Origin of the sequence: Sphingomonas sp. Leaf208 (assembly GCF_001421415.1) — a bacterium.
Taxonomy (GTDB): domain Bacteria; phylum Pseudomonadota; class Alphaproteobacteria; order Sphingomonadales; family Sphingomonadaceae; genus Sphingomonas.
Map to the genome: position 1 here is coordinate 40,947 of NZ_LMKH01000004.1, position 22,471 is coordinate 63,417.

Sequence of the window (22,471 nt, forward strand, 5' to 3'; positions counted from 1 at the left end):
CCGCTGCCAAACGCAGCCAGCAGATCGTCGAACGTCTGGTGCTGCGGAAGACGTTGCGATGTGAGGTGACTGGTAAAAGCTACAGCCGTATGGTTGCTAGGTGCACGCTGCCGGACGGACGGTCGCTGTCCTGCGCCGCAATTGCTTCAGGGGCGGCCGTGCGGTGGGATCGGTACTGGCGGCAGTATCGCATGGGGGAGTGTCCCTGACCCAATGGTGAGGCGGGCTGACATCTTGGAGGGGCGTACGGTGGGCGCAGCGATGGGGTTGCCCCTTACCGCATTGCAGCTCAATTCAGACGGACAACCGGGAGAAACTAATGCTCGATCGACTTCAGCAGGCCGCGATGGCCGCAGAAGGTAACCTGGCGGTGACGCTATCGCTCAACATCGGCGGTGCGGTGAAGATGACGCTGCACATGGCAGACGAGCTTGGTGTCCTCGCAACCCTCAAGTGCGCCACGACATTCGTGCCGTGGACATCCATCAAATATGTACAAGTCGAGGGTTGAATCCCAGTCCAATATCCGGAACCCCATGATTACCGTTAACCGTTGAATCAGGCGGCATACGGTAACTGAAGCACGCTGCGAGCGATCATGACGTCATGGTGCAGCCGCTGGTTGCATTCGCACGCGCCGGGCAGGATAGCGACCCGCGACCAAACTGTTTGGCGGTTCCGCTAATGCATGTTGGCACTGGATAAATTGAAATGACCCCTGCCGAAACCTACCGTGCAAACGCAGCCTCACAACGCCACGCGGCGGAAAATACGACGCTCGCTAACCGTCGCGATATGCACGAGCGCTCAGCTTCAACATGGGAAGCGATGGCGGACGCAACTGAAGCAACTGCCGCGCGTGCCGTTGTCAACGCTGCTGCCAAGGCTGACCGCTGAGGCGTCATACTTTGCGACAAGGTCGGTTGGCGATGGTCATCCTTTTGTGTGCCGTTCGCGTTAAGTCCAATGACCGGCTTGGGAAGGAAAGCGGACCGTCCGCTATTGGGAAGGCAGATGGCGTTAGCGCACGTCGCGCGACGCTGCCTTCTATCTCGAAAAGGATGGTGAAACGGGAATGCGTATATCTTCCCAATCCCCCGGTCGCATTGCAACTGAGGAGTAAAACAAGCTTCGCCTTCTAACACCAAGATTGTATCGATCTCGCTCGACCCGATTGTTGCCTTCGAGCGTTACCAAACAATGGAACCAGAACCATTGTTACGCGATGCGTATGAAGCGGGCTTAAAAAGCGGTCAAAGCGAAGGGGTTCCAGACCAATGCCCTTTTGAAGTTCATGATAAAATGTCAGAGCGTTTCGCGTGGCTTTCTGGTTTCAGCGTTGGAAAAGCTGTACGAAGGTTAAAGTACGAGTCCTGAGTTTGCATCAAACGAAGGAAACGCGAGCTGGGAATGCAGGGCACCGGGTTTCGCCGCCTCCAGTTCGGTAAAGCGGCATCTACGCAAACCGAATTGATGCGTGATGGTTCGGAACAGTTGCCGTCCTACCGCAGGACCGGGTAACGACGAGTATGCTCGATGGATTTGCAGCTGGCGCCGCTCGCGACGGTGATGACGACGGTATCCGCCAGATTTTAGACGAAGTTGCCGCTTCAACCGGAATGGGGTTTGTCGCCCTTGCTCGTGTTACCGATACACGCTGGATTGCCTGTCAAGTCGTCGATCAAATCGACTTTGGGATGTCACCGGGTGAGGAACTGAGGGTTTCAACGACTATCTGCAACGACATACGCGAGCACGGTAATACCGTGGTGATAGACGACGTGGCGGGAAATCCGAAATGGCTAAGCCATCCCGCTCCGGCCCTATACGGGTTTAAGAGCTATGTTTCACTTCCCATCGTTCTCACCGACGGCTCGTTCTATGGCACTCTTTGCGCCATCGATCCCGAACCACGGAAGCTAGCTGGTCTCGGCAAAGTTTCGATGTTGAAGGGGTTTGCGGACAGGATCGCCTCGATACTATCTGCCGCTTGAACCGAACGCGAGTTAGGATAACGAACAGTGTTTCGTCGCGATCTCTAGTCCGGACGGGTCGCATCGTCCGGGGCAGACGATTATGGCGGAGCGCAGATCGCCCGCATAAACGTCCAGGTGTGGGGGTAAGCGGAATGGCCGGAATGGGAAACGAAGCGGACCGTCTTCTCATGGTGAGACAGGCGGCGATACCAGACATCGAACCGCTTAACGCCGAACGTTGGGCGTGAGGGTATCTAGTGCCTGAACAATGTAGAGGGCGAGAACACCACGCCCCTCCATTTTGTCGGCTATTACCAGCGCTTCCAGCAGAAGAGCTTTCAATTTTTCCTGTTGGTCGAACGTCATCCTCGGCCTCCTGTCTAGCATTCCGACGTGCACCGTAAGGCTTCGGGGATAACTTAGATCAAGAAAGGTAAATGATCCTACCAATATAGGATTAATTAGGATCAAGTGGGCTGACTATAGCGCCCTCGTCGATGGGGCTAGGGGCCGACCGAACGCGGTTGATCTATCGCTTGCGCTTTTGTCGATCGCATTCGGCTACGTTAAGCAGGGATCTCCAGATGAATTTGACGGCAAAATGATCGACCTCAGCGTCCTTGTCGGGGCGTAAGCGGCATGGCTGGAATGGTTGGGAAAGTGGCCGGCCCCGCTTTTTAGAGTTGGGTGACGATCGCCGAATTTGGACCAGACACCGAACGTCGGCCATCATGGTATCCATGATATGGCAATCAATGAGGCAGGTCATCGACCAAGAGAAACCTTTCCGTGAATTGACCAGCTTGTCTAAAAGCGTTGAGATCAACTATTTCATATCTTCGATTAGTGTGCTTGATTAAGCCACTTTCAACTAGCGACCTGATAGATCTATTAACGTGAACAGGTGTGATTCCGACGCTCTCGCCAATCTGCTCCTGCGACATAGGTAGGGAAAAGCGCAACCCATCACTCAAGCCGCGCAACTTGGTTCTGGCAGCAAATTCGTTCAAGAAATGAGCTACACGAGTCCGTGCAGATCGCGCACTTATATTTAGCAGCCACTCCCGTAACTGTCGCGACTCCGCCGTTGTGATTATATCCAAAGCCAACCTAATGGATGGGTGGGAATCAATTAACGATTCAAACTCGGATTTTTGCACAAACGCGATGATAGATCTTTCCGTACAGACCACGTTATAATCCAGATTATTCACAAATCTATTTTCTGGATTAACTACGTCTCCGGGGATTATTAACGATACAATTTGTCGATGGCCGTCTATATTCTGCTTTTGACGGAATAGATGTCCTGATATTACAAATGCATAGTCAGCAAATGATAATCCTTCCCTGAATACGTAGCTTCCTGACTCAAAGGTTCTTGTTCGAGCTTTCAAACGGCCCAAACCTTCGCTGTCGAACACCTGCATCTGCGAATGCGCCGATAGGTTTTTTGCAATCAGACCACGAGGGTCAATTTCCGAGATCAAAACAAGGGTCCCGTTATATCGGCGGGAGCATTGTGTCTCTCAGTTGCCAAGGGCCGTGATCGGTCAGCAATTTATGATTTATACCATAGGTTGCCGAATGAACCTTGATTTAAATTAAAGTTGACGTCGGCAATCACGGTACAGCAGCAGTTTGGGGCATATGGGCAAGTTTAAACCGGGAACGATGCGCTGAACGAATGGCCGTTACCGGGAGCTTTGATCGCCAGCCCGGGTATCCGGATGTGGGCGGTTTGGTCATTTTGGCCATTCCCAAAAGGGAACGGCCAGCGAGACGCCGCGGGCATTCTCGAAACCGATGCCAGACCGTGCGAGAACTCGCCGTCACATGAGCACGGACGTCTTTTGTTAAACGGTGGAGCTGGGCGCAAATATTTTTGAGTTACTGCCGTGGTGGCGCTCTGGTGGCGCTATGGTGGCTTCAAGGGGAAGCCATTGAGCGCTGCGCAGCAGATTTGGCGAGCTTGATCAGGCCTGTACGGCCCTGATCAACCCCGGCACGCCGATGAGGGTAATGGCTCTTCTTAGATTGTAGGCGAGCGCGGTCAGATTGAACTCGGCGCGAACCTTCTCCAGCCCGCGCATCAGGAATGCGCTCTGGTTCATCCATTGCTTGATCGAGCCGAACGGGTGTTCGACCGTCTCGCGGCGAACGGCAAGAATATCAGGGCGCGCAACCAAGCGCGCCGCCATGCGGTCCAGCACCGCCTCGTTTTCCCAACGGTTGATGCGCCGCCAGCGACTGCTGGTACAGTTCAACTTGATTGCGCAGTCCGAACAGGCGGCGGGGTTGGAATATTGGATGTTGGCGTGGCCGCGCGTCACCGCGCGATAGCTGATGTCGAGGGTCCGGCCACCCGGGCAGTGGTACGCGTCCGCCTCGGCATCGTAACGAAAGAGATCCTTAGAGAAACGGCCATTGGCGATGACGCTGCCCCGTCTCGGCCGGGCGACGAAGGGTGTGATACCATTCGCCTCGCATGCTTCGATGTCCTCGCCTTTGTAATAACCCATGTCGGCGACCACATCGATCTGCTCGACGTCTAGCGCGTCTTTCGCCGCCCCAGCAGTGGGTGCCAGCAGACCCATGTCGGTGCCGGCGTTGGTAACGTGCTGCTCGACGATCAGCTTGTGTTTCGCATCCACCGCTACCTGCGCGTTGTAGCCGACCGTGGTCTTTCGACCCGTGACCATCGCGCGCGCATCGGGGTCGGTTAGCGATATCTGGCTCTCGCCGCTGGCGTTCAGCTCGTGCAGCATCGCCTCCTGGGCCTGACGCCGCTCGCGCACCCTGGCGATCTTCGCGGCCAGTGCCCCGCTGCGGCCAGGCGCATGGCCATCCTCGCCGCGGTCGATGGCGTCCATCTCGGCAATATACCCCTCAAGCCGCTCGTCGGCCGCGGCAATATACCTGGCCAGCTTGTCACGGGAGAAGTTGCGTGCCGGGTTGTTCACCGCCTTCAGCCGCGTGCCGTCCACCGCCAGCAGCTCGCGCCCGAACAGGTCGAGCTTGCGGCATAGGACGACGAAGGCGCGGAACACTGCCTTGAAGGCGCTCCGGTTGTCGCGGCGAAAGTCAGCGATGGTCTTGTAGTCTGGCCGAAGCCCACGCAGCAGCCAGATCAGCTCGAGGTTGCGTGCCGCCTCGGCTTCCAGCCGTCGGCTCGACCGCACCCGGTTGAGATAGCCGTACAGGTACAGCTTGAGCATGTCGCCCGGGTCATAGCCTGGGCGCCCCGTCGCCTTCGGCCGCGACCGATGAAAACCGGCCTCGCCCAGATCGAGGTCATCAACGAACGCGTCTATGAACCGAACCGGACTATCCGCTGCCACATAATCCTCTACCGATGCCGGCAGCAGCAGCGCCTGGTCGCGCGCATGACCCTCGATATATGCCATGATTACAGCATACGCCCGTCAGCAACCTTGTGGAATCACCCAGCGAGTTTTCGCACGGTCTGGATCCTTTTTGAGAACCGCGTTTCGGCTGCTTTCGCCCAATCCTAGCCGCTCAAGAGCATCTGCCCCTAGGAATTGGTGCTTTTCACTACATAATGGCGTCAGCCGTTAAGACACGTCCGTGTGCTTCCTAGGCGAAAGGTGTATTACTGGACTGGCACACATCTTGCGAACTTGAAACAGGGCCGTCCCGGACAGGTGGCGGCGTTTAAAGGAGCAGGATATGATATCGACCAAGGCGAGCAAGGTATTCGCAGCCGCAATGCTAAGTGCATTGCTATCGACCGGGGCCGCCGCTGCGCCACATCGGAGCGCAACAATAACGGACGACTATAGGGTGCGGTATGACGATCGCCGCGACGTCTATTGTATCAAATTCTTTGCTGACCTTCCGGCCGCAATGCCTCAGCCCGGTCCAACAAGAGAAATTTGCAAATCAAGGGCTTCATGGGCCAAGGAGGGGGTTCAGGTGAGCCGCGTTGGTCGATTTAAGCCGTCTGAGTAGCGGTCTAAAGCGGCAATTGTGAGCAAGATAAAATAGATGGGGAGGCCGCTAAGCGGGATGCGCCGCGATCGGAGCGGCGTAGCCGCCTTCCCACAAGTCAATCTTCTCTGGAATGGCGGCAGCCGCCTAATGTCGGGCATCGCCGTCGCCTTACCGGAAGCGGACCGGCCGCTTTCCTTCCCATCCCGGACATTCCCGAAATTCGATCGATTTCGGGAATGGAACGCCCTGACCGTTCCGACTGCCGTTCACAATCAGGTTCTACCAGAAACACGGTTCCGTCCCATGAGACCCCAGACGCTAAACCGGATGTCCCGCGATCGGGCAGTCTGCCACCTTCTTCTTGTTTTCGCCAAAATGCAGCTATAGCTTAAATCTTTCCGGACGGGTGTGCGCCGTAAATAACGTTAGCGCACATACAGGGGTGCCCCGATCTGATCTCGCCGTCCGTCTTCCTGGCTGTTCTGCAAACGCTATTCGCAGCGTTGTTGAGCTTGAGCTCGTGCGGCGAGCCTGGCTCGGTTCACGGCCGTGGGCAGGGTCTGGCTGTCCGCGAGGCCGCGGCGAGACCGTTCACGCTCAGTGAACGCGCGATTGCTCTCCACGAAGAAGCTGATCGGCACGACCCCCGGCAGAGCGGAGGTAATGCCCTACCCCCTGCTGAGCTGGCGAATGCCGCAAATCCAACACCATCGCGCCTTTCCCCCGTTCAGCTCGCCGCACTAGGCTTCGCCGAACGTTCAGTCCGCGCCCACCCCGCTACTGGTCCTCCCGGAGCTTGAAGATGTCTGGCCGCGCCTGAGACGTGCGGCCGATACGGTGTGCCCTTGCCGGCGCACTTGTCTCTTCAAGACTACGAACGAGAATCTAAAATGCTTAATTTCTCCCGTCTGAAGGCGGGGGCGGTCCTGTGCGTGTGCCTTATTGGCATCATGCTCGGCATCCCCAGCCTTATTCCAACTAGCCACCTACCGGCTTGGTATCCGCAATCCCACGTGAACCTCGGGCTCGATCTCAATGGCGGAAGCTATCTACTCCTCGAAGGCGATACTGCTGATTTGGCGAAGACGCGGGTCGAGGCGATGCGTGACAGCGTATCGGGCGTAATGCGCAACGGAACCCCGCGTATCGAAATCGGCGACATTTCGACGCGTGGGGGACAGCTAACCTTCGTCGTTAGCAATCCCTCTCAGATTGCCCTCGCCCGCCAGCGTCTATCCACGATTACCAGCCTTGGGGCCGGAATAACTGGGCAAAGTCAGTGGGACGTCAATTTGCTCGGCACGAACCGCTTCTCGCTCAAGCCAACCGAGGCAGGACTAACCCAAGCCGTCGACACCGCCATGAAGGATGCGACCGAAGTCGTTCGTCGCCGCATCGATGAATTAGGGACCAAGGAACCGACGATCGTCCGTCAAGGAGCAACACGAATTGTCGTCCAGGTCCCGGGGTCGAAGGACCCACAGGCGCTAAAGAAGCTTATCGGGACAACTGCCAAGCTTGAGTTCAAGCTGGTCGACCAAACTGCAAACCCCGCCGATCTCGCTAAGGGCATCGCCCCGGCCGGTAGCCAGATTTTGCCATACCCTGATAATCCGCAAAGTGTGCCCTTCGTAGCCTTAAAGCGCCCGGTGGTGATCTCGGGCGAGCAGGTTGCGGATGCTCGGCAGGAGTTCGATCCACAGACCAATGCCCCCAACATTGCAATAACGTTCGACGCTGAGGGTGGCCGGCGATTTGCGAAAGTAACATCCGAAAACGTCAACAGGCCGTTCGCGATCATTCTCGACAACAAGGTTATCTCGGTTGCCAACATCAACGAGCCCATTCTTGGCGGCCGAGCGTCGATCGCGGGCAACTACACGGTTCAAACTGCAAACGATCTCGCCATCGCGCTTCGATCTGGCAAACTTGCGGTGAACTTGAAGGTCGTTGCCGAAAGCACTGTTAGTCCGGACCTTGGACGTGACTCGGTCCGTGCAGGCATAATTGCGAGCGTTGTTGCCGCGATTGCCGTAATTATCTTTATGATCGTCACGTACGGTCGGTTTGGTTTGTACGCGAACATTGCCGTAGTAATCAACATATTCGTTATCCTGGCGGTAATGGCGTTTTTAAAAGCCACACTGACCTTGCCCGGCATTGCCGGCTTTGTGCTGACGATCGGCACTGCCGTTGATGCAAATGTGCTGATCAACGAACGCATTCGCGAAGAGCGGCGCCGCGGACGTAGCATAATCCAGTCGGTCGAGCTGGGTTACAAGGAAGCGAGCCGGACGATCTTCGAGGCGAACGTGACGCATGCCATCACCGGCGTGATCATGCTGCTACTCGGCTCGGGACCGGTGAAGGGCTTCGCAGTCGTGCTGCTGATCGGCATCTGCTCGTCAGTGTTCACTGCTGTCACGTTCACGCGGATGATGGTCGCGCTGTGGCTGCGGAAGAACCGCCCCACCACAATCAATATTTGAGGCGGGAGAATATCATGCGCCTACTGAAACTCGTACCTGACAACACCAACCTGAAGTTCGTCTCGCTCCGTAAATGGGCGTTCGGATTAACGCTCATGCTGTCGTTGATCGCTGTCGGCCTCGTTACCTTTCGGGGGCTTAACATGGGCGTCGATTTTGTCGGGGGCGTCCTGATGGAGCAGAACTTCAAGACGGCACCATCGATCGAGGCCGTTCGATCCGAAGTCGACAGCCTTGGGGTTGGCGAAGCATCGATCCAGTCGTTCAGTAACCCCAGGACGCTTTCAATCCGTCTGCCGCTACCAAATGGCGGCGACGAGGAAGCGACAAACCGGCTCGTAAAGAAGGTATCAGACGATCTGGCGATCAAATTTCCCGGCGCGACCTTCTCCAAATATGACACGATTACAGGCAAGGTTTCCGATGAGTTGATTACGAGAGGTGTTCTGGCTGTCGGCTTGGCGATCCTTGGCATCGCACTGTTCACAGTAGTGCGGTTTGAGTGGCAGTTCGGTGTCTCGACGGTCGTCGCGATCGTCCATGATCTGTTGATGACACTCGGCTTCTTCGCACTCACGCGGAATGATTTTGAGGTCGACCTCAACATCGTTGCGGCGGTACTGACGATCATCTCCTACTCGATCAACGACAAGATCGTGATCGATGATCGTATCCGCGAGAACATGCGCCGCTACCGGAAGATGGACATTCGCGAGATTATCGACCTATCGGTGAACGAAACTCTACCGCGTACGGTGATGACCTCGGTGACGATCCTACTCGCGCTCGTCGCGATGCTGGTCCTTGGCGGGCATGTGCTGCGCGGCTTCACCGCCGCGATGATCCTCGGTATCGTTGTGGGGACGTACTCATCAATCTACGTGTCGTCATCACTGCTGATCACGCTAGGACTACGCGCTGATCCGCCACCGGGTAAGGGTGGTGTGCAGGACGGCGCAGAACGCGTCGGCCCCAAGGTAGAGCGCTAATCCGAATGGTCGCGTCACTTCTGTGAGCCGTGAAGCCCGAGAACCCTTCGAATGTCGTTCGTAAGACCGTTCTCGGGCAAGCGCATGCCCACAACACGGTGGGGTAGGCGCTTCGCGCTCCAGCGACATAGCTCGGCTTTCTCAAAAATCGATCGAATTTCGAGAAAGTCCGTCTCGTTAGCTGGTGGTCGATCCACTGACGCAAGTAGCGAGTTAGTAGGTCGAACTACGCCCCTTCGCCGCGCACTACGGCTTCATCGCCAGCGTAACGATGCGTCGAACCGTGAGGCTAGGCGCCACGGCCGGCGCGTCGGTGTTCGCCAGGACCGCGACGAACAGATCTTGGGACGGCACATAGAGGCTGTCGGTCTGACCGCCCATGATTCCACCGCTGTGCCCGATGACCGGTACGCCATCGACCACTCCGTTCTCCAGCCCGAAGCCATAGTCGCTGGATGTATTGTCAGTGAGCTTGGTCGGCGAAATCATTTGATCGTAGAGCGCTTGGTTGACAACGCGGCCGTGATGAAGGGCGCTGGACCAGCGCGCTAGGTCTCGCGCCGTGCCGACCAGCGCGCCTGCGGCGTGGGGGAAGCTCATATCGACCGGCTGCGCTAGTCCCACGACGCCCCCTCCAAGGCGGGTGTAGGGTCGCGCCCAATCCTTGCCGATCGCGCCACCACCCCAGCGGATCGACTGTAGGCCCAACGGTCGAGTTGTCCGCATCATCACCGCGTCGTGCCACGAGATTCCAGTAGCACGCTCGATGATCGCGCCGAGTAAGACATAGCCCGAATTGTTGTATTGATAGCGCGCACCGGGAGGTGAGACGGGCTTCTGATTGCAGAACAGCGCCATAAGAGAGTCGGTCGTCCAAACCCGGCCGGTACTCTCGACCGACACTGCACCCGGAATATCTGTGTAGGACCGAATGCCCGATGTATGGTTTAGCAGCTGGCGGACTGTAACGCCCTTCGCGGCCGGACAGGGCGGCAGATATTGCGAAGCCGACGCATCGAGTGCCAGCTTTCCGTCCTGCGTCAGCTTCAGGATCGTCGCGGCGGTAAATTGCTTCGAGATCGAGGCATAGCGCAGGATGCTGTCCGGCTTTAGGGGCGACTGCCGGTCGACATCGGCGAGGCCGCGCGCGCCGCTATAGACGGTCTTGCCGTGCCGGGTGACGATGACGGTCACGCCCGGTGCGTCCTCCGGATAGCTTTCAGCAAGCAAACGGTCGATCCCTCGTGACAGCGTCCTTGGCGGCTCCACCCGCGCCATGCCTGCGTTTCCCATGCAGAGCAGCAGGAACGGGACGATGCGGCCGGCCTGCCGGACCTCAGCGCGCATCCTGCCGGATCCCTTCCGCGACGATCGCGCCATTGTCCTCGACCACCACCTTCTCGACCGTATCGCTGGCCGCGACGAACTCAAACGTCAACGGACGCCCCTCCAGGACCATAGGACAGCGATCCCGCGACCAGTTCGCGGCGAACATGAAACCCCGTCGTGCCGCAAGGGCCGTTCATGAACGATGTGGCGACCGCATCGCGCGAGATCGTAGCGCCGGTCTTGTCGTGGTAGAACTCGACATCAGGAGCGAGGGTCGCTTCCATGTGCTTGCGATCGCACGTGTTTAAGGCCGCCCAGAAGGCATTGTCCGCCGCTCTGCCGCGTTCTTCGGTTGGAGCGGGTGCAGGGGGATACGTGTTAACGGGACTAGTTGCCAAAATCGCTATTAGATGAAGCATCGACGATCCTTCCCATTGGCAGCTTGGTTCGTCCATGCCGTATTATTCGTATAATACACCACTGGTGCCGTGAGGCAAGCCAATGGGCTAGGTTGACGTGAGCTAAATTCTGGCAAACGAACGGTCAACGAGCAGGGCAGGGGGTTCTCAATTGGGATCGTAAACGGGAATTGCAGGCGACGGCGGTTGCCTTGCCGTTTAACCCATGGCTCGCCCTCGCCATTGGCCGCTACATGCCATAATTCCCGGATCGAAGGCGATTTGGGATCGGTGTTTATGGTGCGTCTAAGTGTTAACCTGAACAAGGTTGCCCTGCTGCGAAACTCCCGGCGAACCGGCGTACCCGATTTACTAGCCTTCGCCCGCATTGCTCATGAAGCTGGCGCGGACGGAATTACAGTGCATCCGCGCCCCGACCAACGCCATATCCGTGATGACGACGTATCGGCACTGGCGGAGTGGATGAAGCCACTCCGCCCGACCTTTGAACTAAACATCGAGGGCTATCCCGACGATCGGCTATTCCGCATTGTGTCTGCTGTGCAGCCCGAGCAATGCACACTCGTTCCTGATACTGCCTCCGCGTTCACATCGGAGGAAGGCTGGAAGTTTGACGATCGAGATGCAGCAAAACGGATTTATAATGATGTCGCCCGCTTCCAGGCGGTCAGCGGACGCGTAATCCTGTTCATTGATCCGGACCCAACAGCAGTACGCAGCCTCATCGAAAGCGGAGCTGATGGCGCAGAAATCTACACCGGTTCTTATGCGGCCGAGCATCGCGCCAAGGGTCCCGGTCGTATTCTCCAAGCAGCAGCGCAGGCGGCGCGAGCGGTGCATATTGCCGACCTGAGGGTGAACGTCGGTCATGACCTCAGCCTTGCCAACCTACCTGATTTGATCGGCGCTATGCCTCCGATCGCTGAAGCGTCCATCGGCCACGAACTGACGGCAGACGCGTTACTGATGGGGTTCGGGCCAGCAGTTGCGGCCTACAAGTCGGCTCTCGGCTAGTTGTCTTCCCATTCTCGATTTAACTGTAGTTTTGGGAATGGCAGGGTTGGCGATGTTCTCGATCCGCTATTGGTTCGAACCGTAGCCAAGCCAATTTTTAGAATCGCTTCCGAAGGAAAAACTTTTTCTGACCAACGGGATGGTCGTCGAGGGTGCCGAATACCTCAAAGCCTAACTTCTCATAGAAACCGCGCGCCTGAAACTCGTAGGTGTCGAGCCAAATTCCAACGCAGCCGTTGGCGCGCGCGATCTCCTCGGCCTGCTCCATAAGTGTCCTTCCATGGTTCTCGCCCCGATGCTCTTCCGGAACGGCAAGAAGGTCCACGAAAAGCCAGTCATACGCACATTTGCCCCATAGACCGCCGACGTGATGGCCGGCCTCATCGGCCAGCAAAATGGCGACGGGGTGGAAGCGGGGATCGCCTGCACGCGCCGTGTTGTAAGCGAGAAGCGGTTTAAGAACCGCTTCGCGGTCGGCATCCGATGGGTTGTTGGGAATGACGATGCTCAGGATCATCATGTGATCATACGGTGCAGCCCTTGAACTTCAATGGCAGCTGGCAGGGATCGCGACGCAGGGCTTTCTCGCAATCGATCGATTGCGAACGCCCGCGCCGTCTCGCTGGCCGTTCCTAATCGGGAAAACAGGGTCCCCCTCATAAGCTCCTCGGTCGCCTGGTTCACCCCGACCGATGTAAAGGAAGCTTGTGTAAAACATACTTTCCATTGCCTAGCTTTCTGCGTATGGAAAACAAGCTTTCCATTAGCTGAGCCAAGGGATGCCGACATGAAACTGGAAACGTATCTCGCATTTCGAAGCCAGGGGAGGTGGACACTCGCCTATGTTCTCGTCTTGATTGCAGCGGCATATGTCGCCCTCGGTTACCCGAGCCTAGGCGAGTGGCGAACGGCAGTGATGATGCTGCCTCTGATTCCCGCATTTGGTATACTCAAGTCAACTATCTCGCAGATTCAACGTAGCGACGAGATGATGAGGCGTAATCAGCTTGTCGCGGTCGCTTGGGCTTTTGGCATCACTCAATTCTTAATGATTACATGGTGTCTACTTGAAGTCGTCGGCTGGAGCCGGCTTCCAATGTGGATCACCTTTATTGTTATGCAAGGTGTTTGGATAACGTGTATCTGGACGCAGGTTTTGCGTTACCGATGAAGAACCGGCTCAAGGAATTGCGTGCCGAACGTAGCTGGTCCCAGATTGATCTGGCAGCAAGACTTCAGGTATCACGCCAAACGGTTAACGCGATCGAGAACGGCCGCTACGACCCTAGTCTTCCACTGGCATTCGATATCGCAACGCTATTCCAAATGCCGATTGAGGCGTTGTTCTTCAAAAGCTGATCTTCCATCCCTGGAGATGAATGATGACATACTCAAAGTGCTTATTAGCGCTGGCGATGGCCTTTGCCTCGGACACATCAAGCTTCGCTAAAGGCGTTGTGGAAGGCCAAACCTCTGGAGCGACGATGAAAGACGGCGATGGCCGTATCTTTCCGCTCTCCCAATGTCATCCTGCAACGGCAGTGACTATCCCTGTCCGAATGATATCTAACCTTCCGATCATGCCCGGACGCGTAAACGGATCGCGACTGTTAAACGTTATATTGGATACAGGCGCAGCGCTGAGCATCGTATCGCCGGACGTGGCTACCGAGATAGGCCTTAAATCTACCTCGTCGGTTGCAGCAGGCGGCTTTGGACAAGGCGATGACCAAACTCTCCACCTGATTGACTCTGCCAATATGGTGTGGGGTCTAGATCATGCCGGGCTAAGGCTAGCGAGTGAACGGATCGCAGTTCTACCCATTGATTACATCGGTGCGCAAACAGGCCATCCAGTCGATGCATTGTTTGGCAGCAACGTGTTTCAGCATTTCCGCGTTACGGTTGATTATGCACATAAAAGCGTCTCCTTCATTTCCTTTCAAGACACATGCACGCCGGGCGTTGGGGCTATCCCTATCGACATAGAAGGGAACGTGCCGGTAGTCGAAGCCGAGATTGGCGGTAACAACGGCTCACTCGTGAAAGCCAAATTTGTGGTCGACATCGGTACAACTGGCGCAGCAATTTTGAGTAAGCGCTTTCTTGAAGAACATCCGGAGTTGTTGGCGGGACACTCACTTGTTGCCCCTCCTCCTTTTTCTGCGGTGGGGGGAAAAATCGAGTACAAGCTGGTTCGGCTCTCGCGTATTCGTATCGGCGGACACGATTTTGCCGGGCCGGTTGCAGCGATCCCGGATCAGCCTGCTGGGATTTTGGCCAGTCCGGGCGTTGCCGGATTGTTAGGCGGCGAGATATTACGTCGGTTTACCGTGACGTGGGATTATCGCAGTCGCCGAATGTGGCTGGTCCCGAACGCGCGCCTCCATGTTCCCTTCGAAGCGGATGCCAGCGGTCTCCATTTGATCGCAAAAGGACCGAGTCTGGCTCGAACTTATGTCGATGGGGTTCTTGCTGGTTCCCCCGCCGCGCGGGCTGGCGTGCAGGCCGGAGATCGTATCATCTCATCGAACGGCAGACGGCAACCATTGTGGGAGATGGGGCGTGTCCTGATGGTGCTAGGAGCAAAGGTTGCACTTCTGGTCGAGCGCGATGGTAAATTGTTGCGTATCATCGTCACGCTCGCAAACCTGGTGTAACCGCTAAGCGCTGCGATCACTTCTTCGCCTCGGGTTTGGGTTTTCTCAAAATACGATCGAGAAACGGGAAAGGTTATCTATTCCCAAAATTGAGCTATGTCGCTGAAACGAGAAAGGATCTTGCAGTGACGGGTGTCAAAACCAGTCGTTCTGACACCTTACCGCTTTGGACGTCAGCGAATGGCCTGTCGCGTCCAGACACCAAGGACCATCCCGCCGTCGCAGTTCCCTTAATCTAGCCGGCTCTCGGCGTCCTGGATTGCTGTCATTCGCTGCATGGCCTCGACCACGCGTTCGTAATTCAGTGGCTTGGTCATGAAAACGGCACGCTCAGGCATGTCCGCCCGCGCGGGAGCCGGCCCCGCAGTGATAATGATAATTTCGATAGGTGGCCAACGCTTGCGGACCGCGGCAGCAAGGTTCATCCCGTCCATTACGCCCGGCATATCGATGTCGGTCAGGACAAGGCGGACGTCAGTCCTGGTTTCTAGCAGCGCCACTGCATGGCTGGCATCATGCGCCTCCAAGACCTCAAAGCCGGCGCGTTCGGCCATGTCGATCATGTCCAGCCGTTGCAACGGCTCGTCCTCGACGATCAGCACGATGGCGGTATGTCCATCGATCTGGGGATCGGTTGTGCTCACGCTTGTTCCACTTCTGCGAGCCGTGCCGTGAAGGCAGCTCGCAGACCTTCCTTCTCATAGCGTATGTCGGAACCGCCGGTTCCGACTAACCCCAGCCGAATTAGCTTTGAACCGAAGCCTTTACGCGTTGGTGCCGTGACCGCAGGCCCGCCTCGTTCGGCCCAGTCCAGCGCCAGTTGGCATTCGTCGCCGTCACCTTCAATCTGCCATGTGATGTCCACATGGCCGCTGGCAGCGCAAAGAGCTCCGTACTTGACGGCGTTGGTGGCTAGTTCGTGGATCAGCAACGACGTCGACAGCGCAGCACGGGCGCCCATCTCGACCGATGGGCCCTGGACGGTGCAGCGGTCGCGTATGGCGGCTCCATCCAGGACTCCTCCTAGAATATCATTGAGGGTAGCTGCCTTCCAGCGACCGCTGGTGAGCGCGTCATGACCATGACCAAGCGCCTGCAATCTGCGCGTAAAGGCTTCGAGACCTTCGGGAGAAGCATCGCCGCGTAAGGTCTGCGTCGCGACGGCCTGTACCATCGACAATGCGTTTTTAAGCCGGTGAGCGATCTCGCCGTTGACCAGTTCTTGCTGCTCGTCGTCTCGCCGTCTCGCGTTCGCAGTCTCAAGCAGGTCGGCAGCGCTGCGGAGGAATCCAACTTCGTCGTCAGTCCAGTGATACGGGCTGTCCTTGTGGATCAGGAGAACGGCAACCGTCCGATCACGCTCTCGCACAGGCACGATGACCACGGCGTGCGTACGAAGTGAAGTCCAGGCGGCAAAATCAGCTGCAGTCCTTTGATCCGTCGAGGTATCGTCGATGACAACGACATCACCGGCAAGCAGCGCGGCGCGCAGTTCACCATAGTCCGAGAATCGGTGCTCGCCCTCGATCGACGGCATACCCACCATCGACCACCCGGCTTCGACGCTTACGATTTCTCGGGTGTGATCCATTTCGCCAAAGGTGGCCCGGGACGCTCCCACCGCCTCGCCGATGATGCGTGAGGCCTCGACGATCATCCCATCGCTGTCGATCCGATCCCGCAATACGTCGCCCAACGCCAGCAAGGCTTCGCTGCGTCGGACGCCTTTGATGCGCGCGGTGACCTCGTGAAATATGACGGTAAAGTCGTCGTCACCAAGGGATTGCGCTGTACCGTCGTACCAACGCTCCAAGACGCCAACTTGGCTGGTGAAGTGATACGGTTCCTGCGTCTCGACGACCCGCGCCAGAGTCAGAACCCACTCGTCCTCGATGTCAGGGATGAGTTCACGGATCGTGCGCCCGCGTGCATCGGCGGGATTGATGCCAACGAGATTGCCCCAAGCGTCATTCACCTCCTCATATCGCCAGTCGCAGACCTCTCCGTCAGCATTGCGGATCACCCGTGCGTAAATGAAGCCGGTGTCCATCTTCTGATACAGGTCCTGCCAGCGGCGTTCGCTGATCGCTTGCGCTTTTCGTGACGCGTCGCGCGCCGCCAGAGCTGCCTGGAGGTCCAGCGTGTCACGTCTCATCTCCAAAAGCGTCACGACCTGCCTCGACAGCCGTAGCAGGGCTGCCTCCTGCTCTGCCGTCAGGCCGGCCGGGCGAGGCGAAGTATCGATGACGCAAAGCGCGCCTACGACCCCGAAGCGGGTCGCAAGGGGCGCGCCCGCATAGAAGCGGATGCCGTCGTCGGCGACGACCAGTGGGTTCGACACCGTACGTTCGTCGTTGGTCAGGTCAGGGATAACGATGAGGCTTCGGGCTGCCACGACGTGCCGGCATACAGAACTGTCGATGTCCGTCTCGCAGGGTTCAAACCCGATGCGCGCCTTGAACCATTGGCGGTCACCGTCCAACAGCGAGACCAGCGCTGTCGGCGTCTCACATACCTGTGCAGCCAGAGCTACGATGTCGTCGAAGCTGATCTCGGGTCCCGTATCCAGCACTTCGTAATGGCTGATTGCCTCCGCGTCGGTCATCGCGCCCTCTCAATACGCGCATGGGCGCATTGATTTGCAGCTAGCCGCCAAAAAGGCGAAATTCAAATGGCATACGCCGCACGGACCGTGACCTTGGCCTACAGCGATCCCGAAAGTTGAAATAGCATGTAGTAGGGCAACTCCGTGCGCGGCGGATGGTTGGGGCGTGATGACCCTTTCCACCGTCCCTTATGCCCTCGTCGTTGACGATGATCCGCTCATCATGATGGATACAACCAGCATTCTCGAAGACGCCGGGTTTCGGTTCTATGAGGCTATGGATGGAGACGAAGCGAAACGTATTTTTGGCGGCAAATTCGGAAAACATCGTGCTGCTGTTTTCTGACGTCGATATGCCCGGTGAGACAAACGGCTTTGCGTTAGCGCGACACGTTGCGGAGAACTGGCCAGCTATCGAAATCGTCATCGCCTCCGGCCATGTTCTGCCCAAGCCGGGCGAAATGCCTGAGAAAGCTACCTTCATTTCTAAGCCGTTTAACAAGCAGATGGTGCACGGGCATTTGCGCAACATGCTGCCTGACAGCAAATTGCCAGAACCTCTGAAAAAGGCCGTTTAGCGACGCCATTCACCTGGTTCGCACCAACCGTTAGGACGAGGGAGGACTTTCCCATAAAACGAACGGCGGGCGAGAAGGTATTGGCGTTCTCGGAATTGATGGTATTTTGAGAACAGTCGAGCGGTAGCAAACTCTATCAGAGCTGAACGCCTTTGGCCGTCCAAGCCGCCATCTCGCCATCGATACCGGCATTTATCAGCGACAGAGCACGGGCAATCAACGCGGAAGAGAATGTCGGTTAGAGGTACTTCCTGTGCGGACACCGATGCCACGCTACCCAACAACTTGGATTGGGAGGCGCCCCGCTGCGGGAGCAGCAGCGGGGCGTCGTTTCCGGCAGGGCAGGGGGGAAACCGCGCCGGTCGCACTCAAAACCGTAGCCGCGTGGTTCTGTTCCCTACCCCACATTACCAGCATGGCTAGATAGCACGATTTCATACAATCGTTTCGATGCGGCGGTGCGTTCGCCCATTGCAAAGCCGATCATGAAGCTGGTGCCATGCGCGCTCGCCTCATCGTCACCAGCGCATCGCATCGACCAGTCACCGAACTGGCGAGATAGGATCGATCGGTCCAACAAGACCGTAATGTCAGTATGGCTGGGATCGCGGCGGATACGCTCCATGGTCAATTCAATCCGATCAGAAGCGCCTTCGATTACTTGCGCAAAGTTCGCGCAATCCGACCAAAGCATCCCCGTGATCCCGGCTGTGGTATTCCAGGCGACTGAGCCTGCCACGATACCAGCTATCGCATCGGGATCTCCGTCAACCAGCGATCTACTGATGTAAATTATTCGGCGCATCGCCAACTCACGATTCCGACATTTCGGACAACGCTGGGTCAGTGTTCCGCTGATTGCGAGCCTCGGTTGCGGATTTATGGAGACGATTTGCCGTTTCTTCTGCGGCATCTGCCGACAAGGTTACAGCGACCCCTCCAGGTCCCGATACAACCACGCAGCCGTTGATCGCCGCAACGTCGGAAGGCGTATCATGAATCGGGGTATTCAACGGCTTCCTCCTATCTGGTGGGGACAAAACACGCAGACGTGAGGCGGTTTCCCGACAAAACGGAGATCTGACGACAAACCGACGTACTAAACCGGGATAGAAGCTCACCCGGATGCCGAGACAAACTGGAATTGCCCTAGGAAACTAACATTGCGGTTTGCGTTTATGCCTCGCCGCGGTCGTCCTCCGGCTGTGGCCGGTCCGTCCTTGCTACCCTGTGGGGACGGGCCGTCGCACTTTTCTGAAGGTTTTTAGACAAAGCGAACAACGCTAGCTCAATGCTTTGTGAGTGGGACCATACCGATCGCGCTGCTAACTATGGCTCCGACGACTTTCAGGTCTAACCGGATCGCCAGAAGCCGGAGCTCCGCAAGCGCGTCCATCAGATCCTGAGCAGTTTCGGGTTCGCCAAGCCCCGTCCAGAGCGCTTCGTGGTCTTCGGGATTATCAGGTCTCACCCCGGCTCCATAGCAGAACAGGTGATGCTACACGATGGTATCGATGCGTGATCGCCTAGTAGTTGCCGACTACATCCCTGAACGGCCGTCGATGATTTTCCCCGTCAAAATTGTATATAAACAGAAATGCTTGGGCAGCGGCGCGGGCTACCCACCATCGTTTTGCCAACTTTCTCAATGAAATATCTAGTCTTATCAGCCGTATGCTGTGAATTAGGCTGAGATGGGACACTGAGGGTGGCCAAGCCTCAGTTCCTTTCTTCGGCTCTATCCTGCTGCTCGTTGTCGTTGTCGGCGCTGTCGACCAACGGTGCGACGGCTTCGAACACGACGCCGCCAGGAAGGTATGAGATTTTAGCCGTTCCACCGGTTTCGTGTGCCAAAACACGCTGAATGAGCTGTGTGCCAAAGCTGGTCCGTGTCGGGGGCTCAACCGGTGGGCCTCCTGACTCGACCCAGGTGAGGTGGAGATCATGCGGCTGCCAGCCGTCCATGACCTTCCAACTCAGCTCGATCACGCCATCGGCGGTCGATAGCGCGCCATATTTTGCGGCGTTGGTTGCAAGCTCATGGAGGGCAAGGGCGAATGCGACGACAAGGCGGGGCGGGAGCTGAAGGTCCTCACCGGAAAGCTTGAACCGTTGACCGTCTTCCACCCCGAAGGGGGTAAGCGTGCGCTCAACCAGCGCACGCAGAGATGTGCTCTCGAACCTGCCACTGATCAGCAAGTCGTTCGCGGCAGACATCGCGTGGATGCGTGCTTCCAGCGTCGTGCCGGCCTCCTGCACAGAGGTCGCCCGGCGCATCGTTTGCGAGACGATCGCCTGCAGGGACGCAAGCGTATTCTTCACCCGGTGGCTTAGCTCATTAGCCAAGAGGGTCCGATGCTCCTCAGCGCGCCTCCGTGCGGTCACGTCCTGGGTCGTCCCGACGAGTGCCAACGGTGTGCCATCGGCGCGGTAGCTCGCCTGTCCCCGGATCTGTACCCAGCGCTCCTCGCCTGCCGGCGTCTGCAAGCGGTACTCAAGGTCCAGCAGCGATCGGTCGCGTATGGCGCGCTCTATGCCGTCGACCTGCATCTGCCGGTCTTCCGGGTGGATCGACTCTCGCAGTTCGTCGAGGGTTAGAGGATCGGTTGGGGCACGACCGCATATCCTCTTGCACTCGGCAGATGCCGTCAGCCGGTACGTATCGAGATTGATGCTCCAGGACCCCAGGCGACCGGCATCAAGGGCAAATTGAAGCCGCTGCTCGCTTTCCTGAAGCTCGGCTATCCGGCGCTCTACTTCTGCTTCGAGGGCATCGCGATCGAGCTGAAGATTGACGAGGCGTTCGCGCTCAAGAGTGACGTCGTACTGCGAGGCGAAGAAATAGAGCAGCACCCCGTCGTCGTTAAACACGGGCGAAACCAGCAACCGGTTCCAGAAATGCGTGCCGTCCTTCTTGTAGTTCAGCAGGTCGAGTTCGATCGACTCGCGCGCGCGTATCGCGTCTCGAACGCGGTCGACGTCGGCCGTGTCCGTGTTCGGTCCCTGCAGAAACCGGCAGTTGCGACCCATGATCTCGCTGCGGGCATAACCGGTCAGCTTCCCAAAGGCGTCGTTCACAAACACGATGGGATTGTCGGGCAACCGGGGATCGGTAATGATCATCGGCATGCGCGTTGCCCGCACGGCCGAGGCGAAAGGGTCAGATCCGCTATCGCCGCGCGTCAGTTCGCGGACGATCCGCGCTTCTTCTTGAGTATCTCGCACACGTCACTCCGCTCGCGCGCTCAACGGGCCCTACGACGTTGGACGCTATAATTTTTAGTCCTTTAGTGTCAGTAGGCTATGATGGCCATTGTGACAAAACTACCTGGTTAACAGCCCGCAAACGATACCCGGCATGGCCCGCCAATGCGGCCATGCCGCAGTTGCATTTTAAGAAAATCAACCAAAAATCCTCGCGCGCCGCAACTCTGCTTATGGCGGGAGGGTTAGGGCTCCACGACCCTTTCAACCGTACCCTACGCCCTCGTTGTCGATGATGATCCGCTCATCATGATGGATACGACTTCCATCCTCGAAGACGCCGGATTCCGCTTTTACGAAGCCATGGACGGCGACGAGGCAAAGCGCGTCTTGGCAACCAGCTGGGAAAGCATCGTACTGCTGTTCTCTGATGTCGACATGCCCGGCGATACCAACGGTTTTGCGTTGGCGCGGCATGTCGCCGAACGCTGGCCTGCGATCGAAATCGTCATCGCATCCGGTCATGTTCTACCGAAAGCGGGCGAGATGCCCGAAAAGGCTACGTTCATCTCCAAGCCGTTCAACAAGCAAATGGTGCACCAGCATTTGCGGAACATGCTYCCGGACAACAAATTGTCGGAGCCGCTCAAAAAGCCGGTTTGATCAAGCACGGAGTTTCTCGATGTAAACGGGCGTGAGATTTTGCGATTGAAGGACGGCTANCCGGACAACAAATTGTCGGAGCCGCTCAAAAAGCCGGTTTGATCAAGCACGGAGTTTCTCGATGTAAACGGGCGTGAGATTTTGCGATTGAAGGACGGCTACCTCCGCAGCTTTCAGCGTGTGGTTTTCTTTACACTGCAGTTTTTCGCTGTGGTCACGCCCCCTTTGAACCATTAGAAAATGGTTGGGATCAATGGGGGACCGACAATGACTTACACCTTCCCGTTTCTGTTTGCTGGCGCCGCACTCGTGATGCCAGCACCTGTAACAGCTGCGCCGGGCAACTACGGTGCTGCACTGCGAACAATTCTAACGAGAACAGCTGCCGGTACATGCCCCGCGGACATGATGCAGCCAAAACTGCTCGCGGCGTGCAAACAGCAGATGTCCAAAATGGGTCCTCCGCTGGCAGCCAAAGGCCGCATCAAGACACTGACTTTCCTCAAAGCGGATATGGCAGACGGCCGCGAGGAAACCTACAAGGTAACATTCGAAAAAGGTAAGCCACAGACCTGGCTCATTGGTGGCCTT

General features: G+C 57.2%; 22 protein-coding genes and 1 pseudogene. 13 read left to right on the top strand and 10 right to left on the bottom strand.

All coding sequences use genetic code 11. The annotated features are described in order from the left end of the window. Positions 1-319 precede the first annotated feature (319 nt). The 3 genes from ASE69_RS04385 (at position 320) to ASE69_RS04390 (ending at position 1,994) form a co-directional block, all read left to right on the top strand. Positions 320-511, top strand: coding sequence for a hypothetical protein (locus tag ASE69_RS04385; RefSeq protein WP_056483565.1), 192 nt, complete (start codon positions 320-322; stop codon positions 509-511). A 200-nt stretch (positions 512-711) separates the two neighbouring features. Beyond that, positions 712-897: a hypothetical protein gene (locus ASE69_RS21000; protein ID WP_082452860.1), complete on the top strand. Its 186-nt coding sequence runs from the start codon at positions 712-714 to the stop codon at positions 895-897. Positions 898-1,529: 632 nt separating this feature from the next. Further along, the gene (locus tag ASE69_RS04390; RefSeq protein ID WP_056483569.1) at positions 1,530-1,994 is read left to right on the top strand and encodes a GAF domain-containing protein; all 465 of its coding nucleotides are present in this window, start codon (positions 1,530-1,532) and stop codon (positions 1,992-1,994) included. Between the two features lie 207 nt (positions 1,995-2,201). Here the strand turns inward: ASE69_RS04390 and ASE69_RS21775 are convergent, their stop codons facing one another. From ASE69_RS21775 to ASE69_RS04395, 3 genes are all read right to left on the bottom strand, one after another. Beyond that, entirely contained in the window at positions 2,202-2,342 is a 141-nt protein-coding gene (locus ASE69_RS21775) for a hypothetical protein (protein WP_156362132.1), read from the bottom strand. A 386-nt stretch (positions 2,343-2,728) separates the two neighbouring features. After that, positions 2,729-3,466 (bottom strand): Crp/Fnr family transcriptional regulator, encoded by a 738-nt coding sequence (locus ASE69_RS21005; RefSeq protein WP_162236832.1) that lies wholly within the window; start codon positions 3,464-3,466, stop codon positions 2,729-2,731. A 486-nt stretch (positions 3,467-3,952) separates the two neighbouring features. Further along, the gene (locus ASE69_RS04395; protein ID WP_056483571.1) at positions 3,953-5,383 is read right to left on the bottom strand and encodes an IS1182 family transposase; all 1,431 of its coding nucleotides are present in this window, start codon (positions 5,381-5,383) and stop codon (positions 3,953-3,955) included. Between the two features lie 1,437 nt (positions 5,384-6,820). On the opposite strand from ASE69_RS04395, the gene secD reads away from it, so the two are divergent. Then, entirely contained in the window at positions 6,821-8,419 is a 1,599-nt protein-coding gene (gene secD, locus ASE69_RS04400) for a protein translocase subunit SecD (RefSeq protein ID WP_056483573.1), read from the top strand. Positions 8,420-8,433: 14 nt separating this feature from the next. Continuing rightward, positions 8,434-9,408, top strand: a complete 975-nt coding sequence (gene secF, locus ASE69_RS04405; protein ID WP_056483575.1) for a protein translocase subunit SecF — start codon at positions 8,434-8,436, stop codon at positions 9,406-9,408. Positions 9,409-9,654: 246 nt separating this feature from the next. Here secF and ASE69_RS04410 read toward each other — a convergent pair whose 3' ends face one another. Together ASE69_RS04410 and ASE69_RS23180 are read right to left on the bottom strand one after the other, a co-directional pair. Beyond that, complete coding sequence (locus ASE69_RS04410; RefSeq protein ID WP_056483577.1) at positions 9,655-10,755, bottom strand: serine hydrolase domain-containing protein; 1,101 nt, start codon at positions 10,753-10,755, stop codon at positions 9,655-9,657. 80 nt (positions 10,756-10,835) lie between these two features. Further along, positions 10,836-11,192, bottom strand: a complete 357-nt coding sequence (locus tag ASE69_RS23180) for a nuclear transport factor 2 family protein (RefSeq protein ID WP_082452863.1) — start codon at positions 11,190-11,192, stop codon at positions 10,836-10,838. A 240-nt stretch (positions 11,193-11,432) separates the two neighbouring features. On the opposite strand from ASE69_RS23180, the gene ASE69_RS04420 reads away from it, so the two are divergent. Further along, positions 11,433-12,170 (top strand): pyridoxine 5'-phosphate synthase, encoded by a 738-nt coding sequence (locus ASE69_RS04420; protein ID WP_056483581.1) that lies wholly within the window; start codon positions 11,433-11,435, stop codon positions 12,168-12,170. A gap of 97 nt (positions 12,171-12,267) precedes the next feature. Here the strand turns inward: ASE69_RS04420 and ASE69_RS04425 are convergent, their stop codons facing one another. Then, positions 12,268-12,687: a GNAT family N-acetyltransferase gene (locus ASE69_RS04425; RefSeq protein WP_056483615.1), complete on the bottom strand. Its 420-nt coding sequence runs from the start codon at positions 12,685-12,687 to the stop codon at positions 12,268-12,270. Between the two features lie 270 nt (positions 12,688-12,957). On the opposite strand from ASE69_RS04425, the gene ASE69_RS04430 reads away from it, so the two are divergent. From ASE69_RS04430 to ASE69_RS04440, 3 genes are read left to right on the top strand one after another with little or no spacing between them, the layout of a single operon-like run. Next, positions 12,958-13,341 (top strand): hypothetical protein, encoded by a 384-nt coding sequence (locus ASE69_RS04430; protein ID WP_056483583.1) that lies wholly within the window; start codon positions 12,958-12,960, stop codon positions 13,339-13,341. Next, positions 13,338-13,529 carry a helix-turn-helix transcriptional regulator gene (locus ASE69_RS04435; protein WP_056483585.1) on the top strand — a complete coding sequence of 64 codons (192 nt, stop codon included), beginning with the start codon at positions 13,338-13,340 and terminating at the stop codon, positions 13,527-13,529. Before ASE69_RS04430 ends, ASE69_RS04435 begins: the two co-directional genes overlap by 4 nt. Positions 13,530-13,552: 23 nt before the next feature. Next, positions 13,553-14,830, top strand: a complete 1,278-nt coding sequence (locus tag ASE69_RS04440; protein ID WP_162236833.1) for an aspartyl protease family protein — start codon at positions 13,553-13,555, stop codon at positions 14,828-14,830. A 230-nt stretch (positions 14,831-15,060) separates the two neighbouring features. On the opposite strand, the gene ASE69_RS04445 is transcribed toward ASE69_RS04440, so the two are convergent. Together ASE69_RS04445 and ASE69_RS04450 are read right to left on the bottom strand one after the other, a co-directional pair. Beyond that, on the bottom strand, positions 15,061-15,474 hold the full coding sequence (locus tag ASE69_RS04445; protein ID WP_235518094.1) for a response regulator: 414 nt from the start codon (positions 15,472-15,474) through the stop codon (positions 15,061-15,063). After that, positions 15,471-17,435 carry a GAF domain-containing protein gene (locus ASE69_RS04450; RefSeq protein ID WP_056483591.1) on the bottom strand — a complete coding sequence of 655 codons (1,965 nt, stop codon included), beginning with the start codon at positions 17,433-17,435 and terminating at the stop codon, positions 15,471-15,473. Before ASE69_RS04450 ends, ASE69_RS04445 begins: the two co-directional genes overlap by 4 nt. Before the next feature lie 166 nt (positions 17,436-17,601). Here ASE69_RS04450 and ASE69_RS22750 point away from each other — a divergent pair, with 166 nt between their 5' ends. Both ASE69_RS22750 and ASE69_RS22755 read left to right on the top strand, forming a co-directional pair. Beyond that, positions 17,602-17,781 (top strand): hypothetical protein, encoded by a 180-nt coding sequence (locus ASE69_RS22750; protein WP_235518097.1) that lies wholly within the window; start codon positions 17,602-17,604, stop codon positions 17,779-17,781. After that, on the top strand, positions 17,765-18,013 hold the full coding sequence (locus tag ASE69_RS22755; protein WP_235518099.1) for a hypothetical protein: 249 nt from the start codon (positions 17,765-17,767) through the stop codon (positions 18,011-18,013). Before ASE69_RS22750 ends, ASE69_RS22755 begins: the two co-directional genes overlap by 17 nt. Before the next feature lie 397 nt (positions 18,014-18,410). Here the strand turns inward: ASE69_RS22755 and ASE69_RS04460 are convergent, their stop codons facing one another. Together ASE69_RS04460 and ASE69_RS04470 are read right to left on the bottom strand one after the other, a co-directional pair. After that, positions 18,411-18,926: a BLUF domain-containing protein gene (locus ASE69_RS04460; RefSeq protein WP_082452865.1), complete on the bottom strand. Its 516-nt coding sequence runs from the start codon at positions 18,924-18,926 to the stop codon at positions 18,411-18,413. Positions 18,927-19,732: 806 nt separating this feature from the next. Then, positions 19,733-21,238: a PAS domain-containing protein gene (locus ASE69_RS04470; protein WP_056483600.1), complete on the bottom strand. Its 1,506-nt coding sequence runs from the start codon at positions 21,236-21,238 to the stop codon at positions 19,733-19,735. A gap of 273 nt (positions 21,239-21,511) precedes the next feature. On the opposite strand from ASE69_RS04470, the pseudogene ASE69_RS04475 reads away from it, so the two are divergent. Further along, positions 21,512-21,880 (top strand): annotated as a pseudogene (locus ASE69_RS04475) (response regulator); the annotation flags it as partial. 267 nt (positions 21,881-22,147) lie between these two features. Next, positions 22,148-22,471 (top strand): hypothetical protein (locus ASE69_RS21780; RefSeq protein ID WP_156362133.1); only part of this gene is annotated, 324 nt, incomplete at its 3' end.

Bases quoted from the DNA above. Each gene is read 5' to 3' on its own strand.
- ASE69_RS04420 (WP_056483581.1), top strand. From the start codon at position 11,433: ATGGTGCGTCTAAGTGTTAACCTGAACAAGGTTGCCCTGCTGCGAAAC.
- ASE69_RS04460 (WP_082452865.1), bottom strand. From the start codon at position 18,926: ATGCCGCAGAAGAAACGGCAAATCGTCTCCATAAATCCGCAACCGAGG.
- ASE69_RS21775 (WP_156362132.1), bottom strand. From the start codon at position 2,342: ATGACGTTCGACCAACAGGAAAAATTGAAAGCTCTTCTGCTGGAAGCG.
- ASE69_RS04395 (WP_056483571.1), bottom strand. From the start codon at position 5,383: ATGGCATATATCGAGGGTCATGCGCGCGACCAGGCGCTGCTGCTGCCG.
- ASE69_RS04430 (WP_056483583.1), top strand. From the start codon at position 12,958: ATGAAACTGGAAACGTATCTCGCATTTCGAAGCCAGGGGAGGTGGACA.
- ASE69_RS04440 (WP_162236833.1), top strand. From the start codon at position 13,553: ATGACATACTCAAAGTGCTTATTAGCGCTGGCGATGGCCTTTGCCTCG.
- ASE69_RS04390 (WP_056483569.1), top strand. From the start codon at position 1,530: ATGCTCGATGGATTTGCAGCTGGCGCCGCTCGCGACGGTGATGACGAC.
- ASE69_RS04410 (WP_056483577.1), bottom strand. From the start codon at position 10,755: ATGCGCGCTGAGGTCCGGCAGGCCGGCCGCATCGTCCCGTTCCTGCTG.
- ASE69_RS04450 (WP_056483591.1), bottom strand. From the start codon at position 17,435: ATGACCGACGCGGAGGCAATCAGCCATTACGAAGTGCTGGATACGGGA.
- ASE69_RS21000 (WP_082452860.1), top strand. From the start codon at position 712: ATGACCCCTGCCGAAACCTACCGTGCAAACGCAGCCTCACAACGCCAC.
- secF (WP_056483575.1), top strand. From the start codon at position 8,434: ATGCGCCTACTGAAACTCGTACCTGACAACACCAACCTGAAGTTCGTC.
- ASE69_RS23180 (WP_082452863.1), bottom strand. From the start codon at position 11,192: ATGGACGAACCAAGCTGCCAATGGGAAGGATCGTCGATGCTTCATCTA.
- ASE69_RS04425 (WP_056483615.1), bottom strand. From the start codon at position 12,687: ATGATCCTGAGCATCGTCATTCCCAACAACCCATCGGATGCCGACCGC.
- ASE69_RS04385 (WP_056483565.1), top strand. From the start codon at position 320: ATGCTCGATCGACTTCAGCAGGCCGCGATGGCCGCAGAAGGTAACCTG.
- ASE69_RS04435 (WP_056483585.1), top strand. From the start codon at position 13,338: ATGAAGAACCGGCTCAAGGAATTGCGTGCCGAACGTAGCTGGTCCCAG.
- secD (WP_056483573.1), top strand. From the start codon at position 6,821: ATGCTTAATTTCTCCCGTCTGAAGGCGGGGGCGGTCCTGTGCGTGTGC.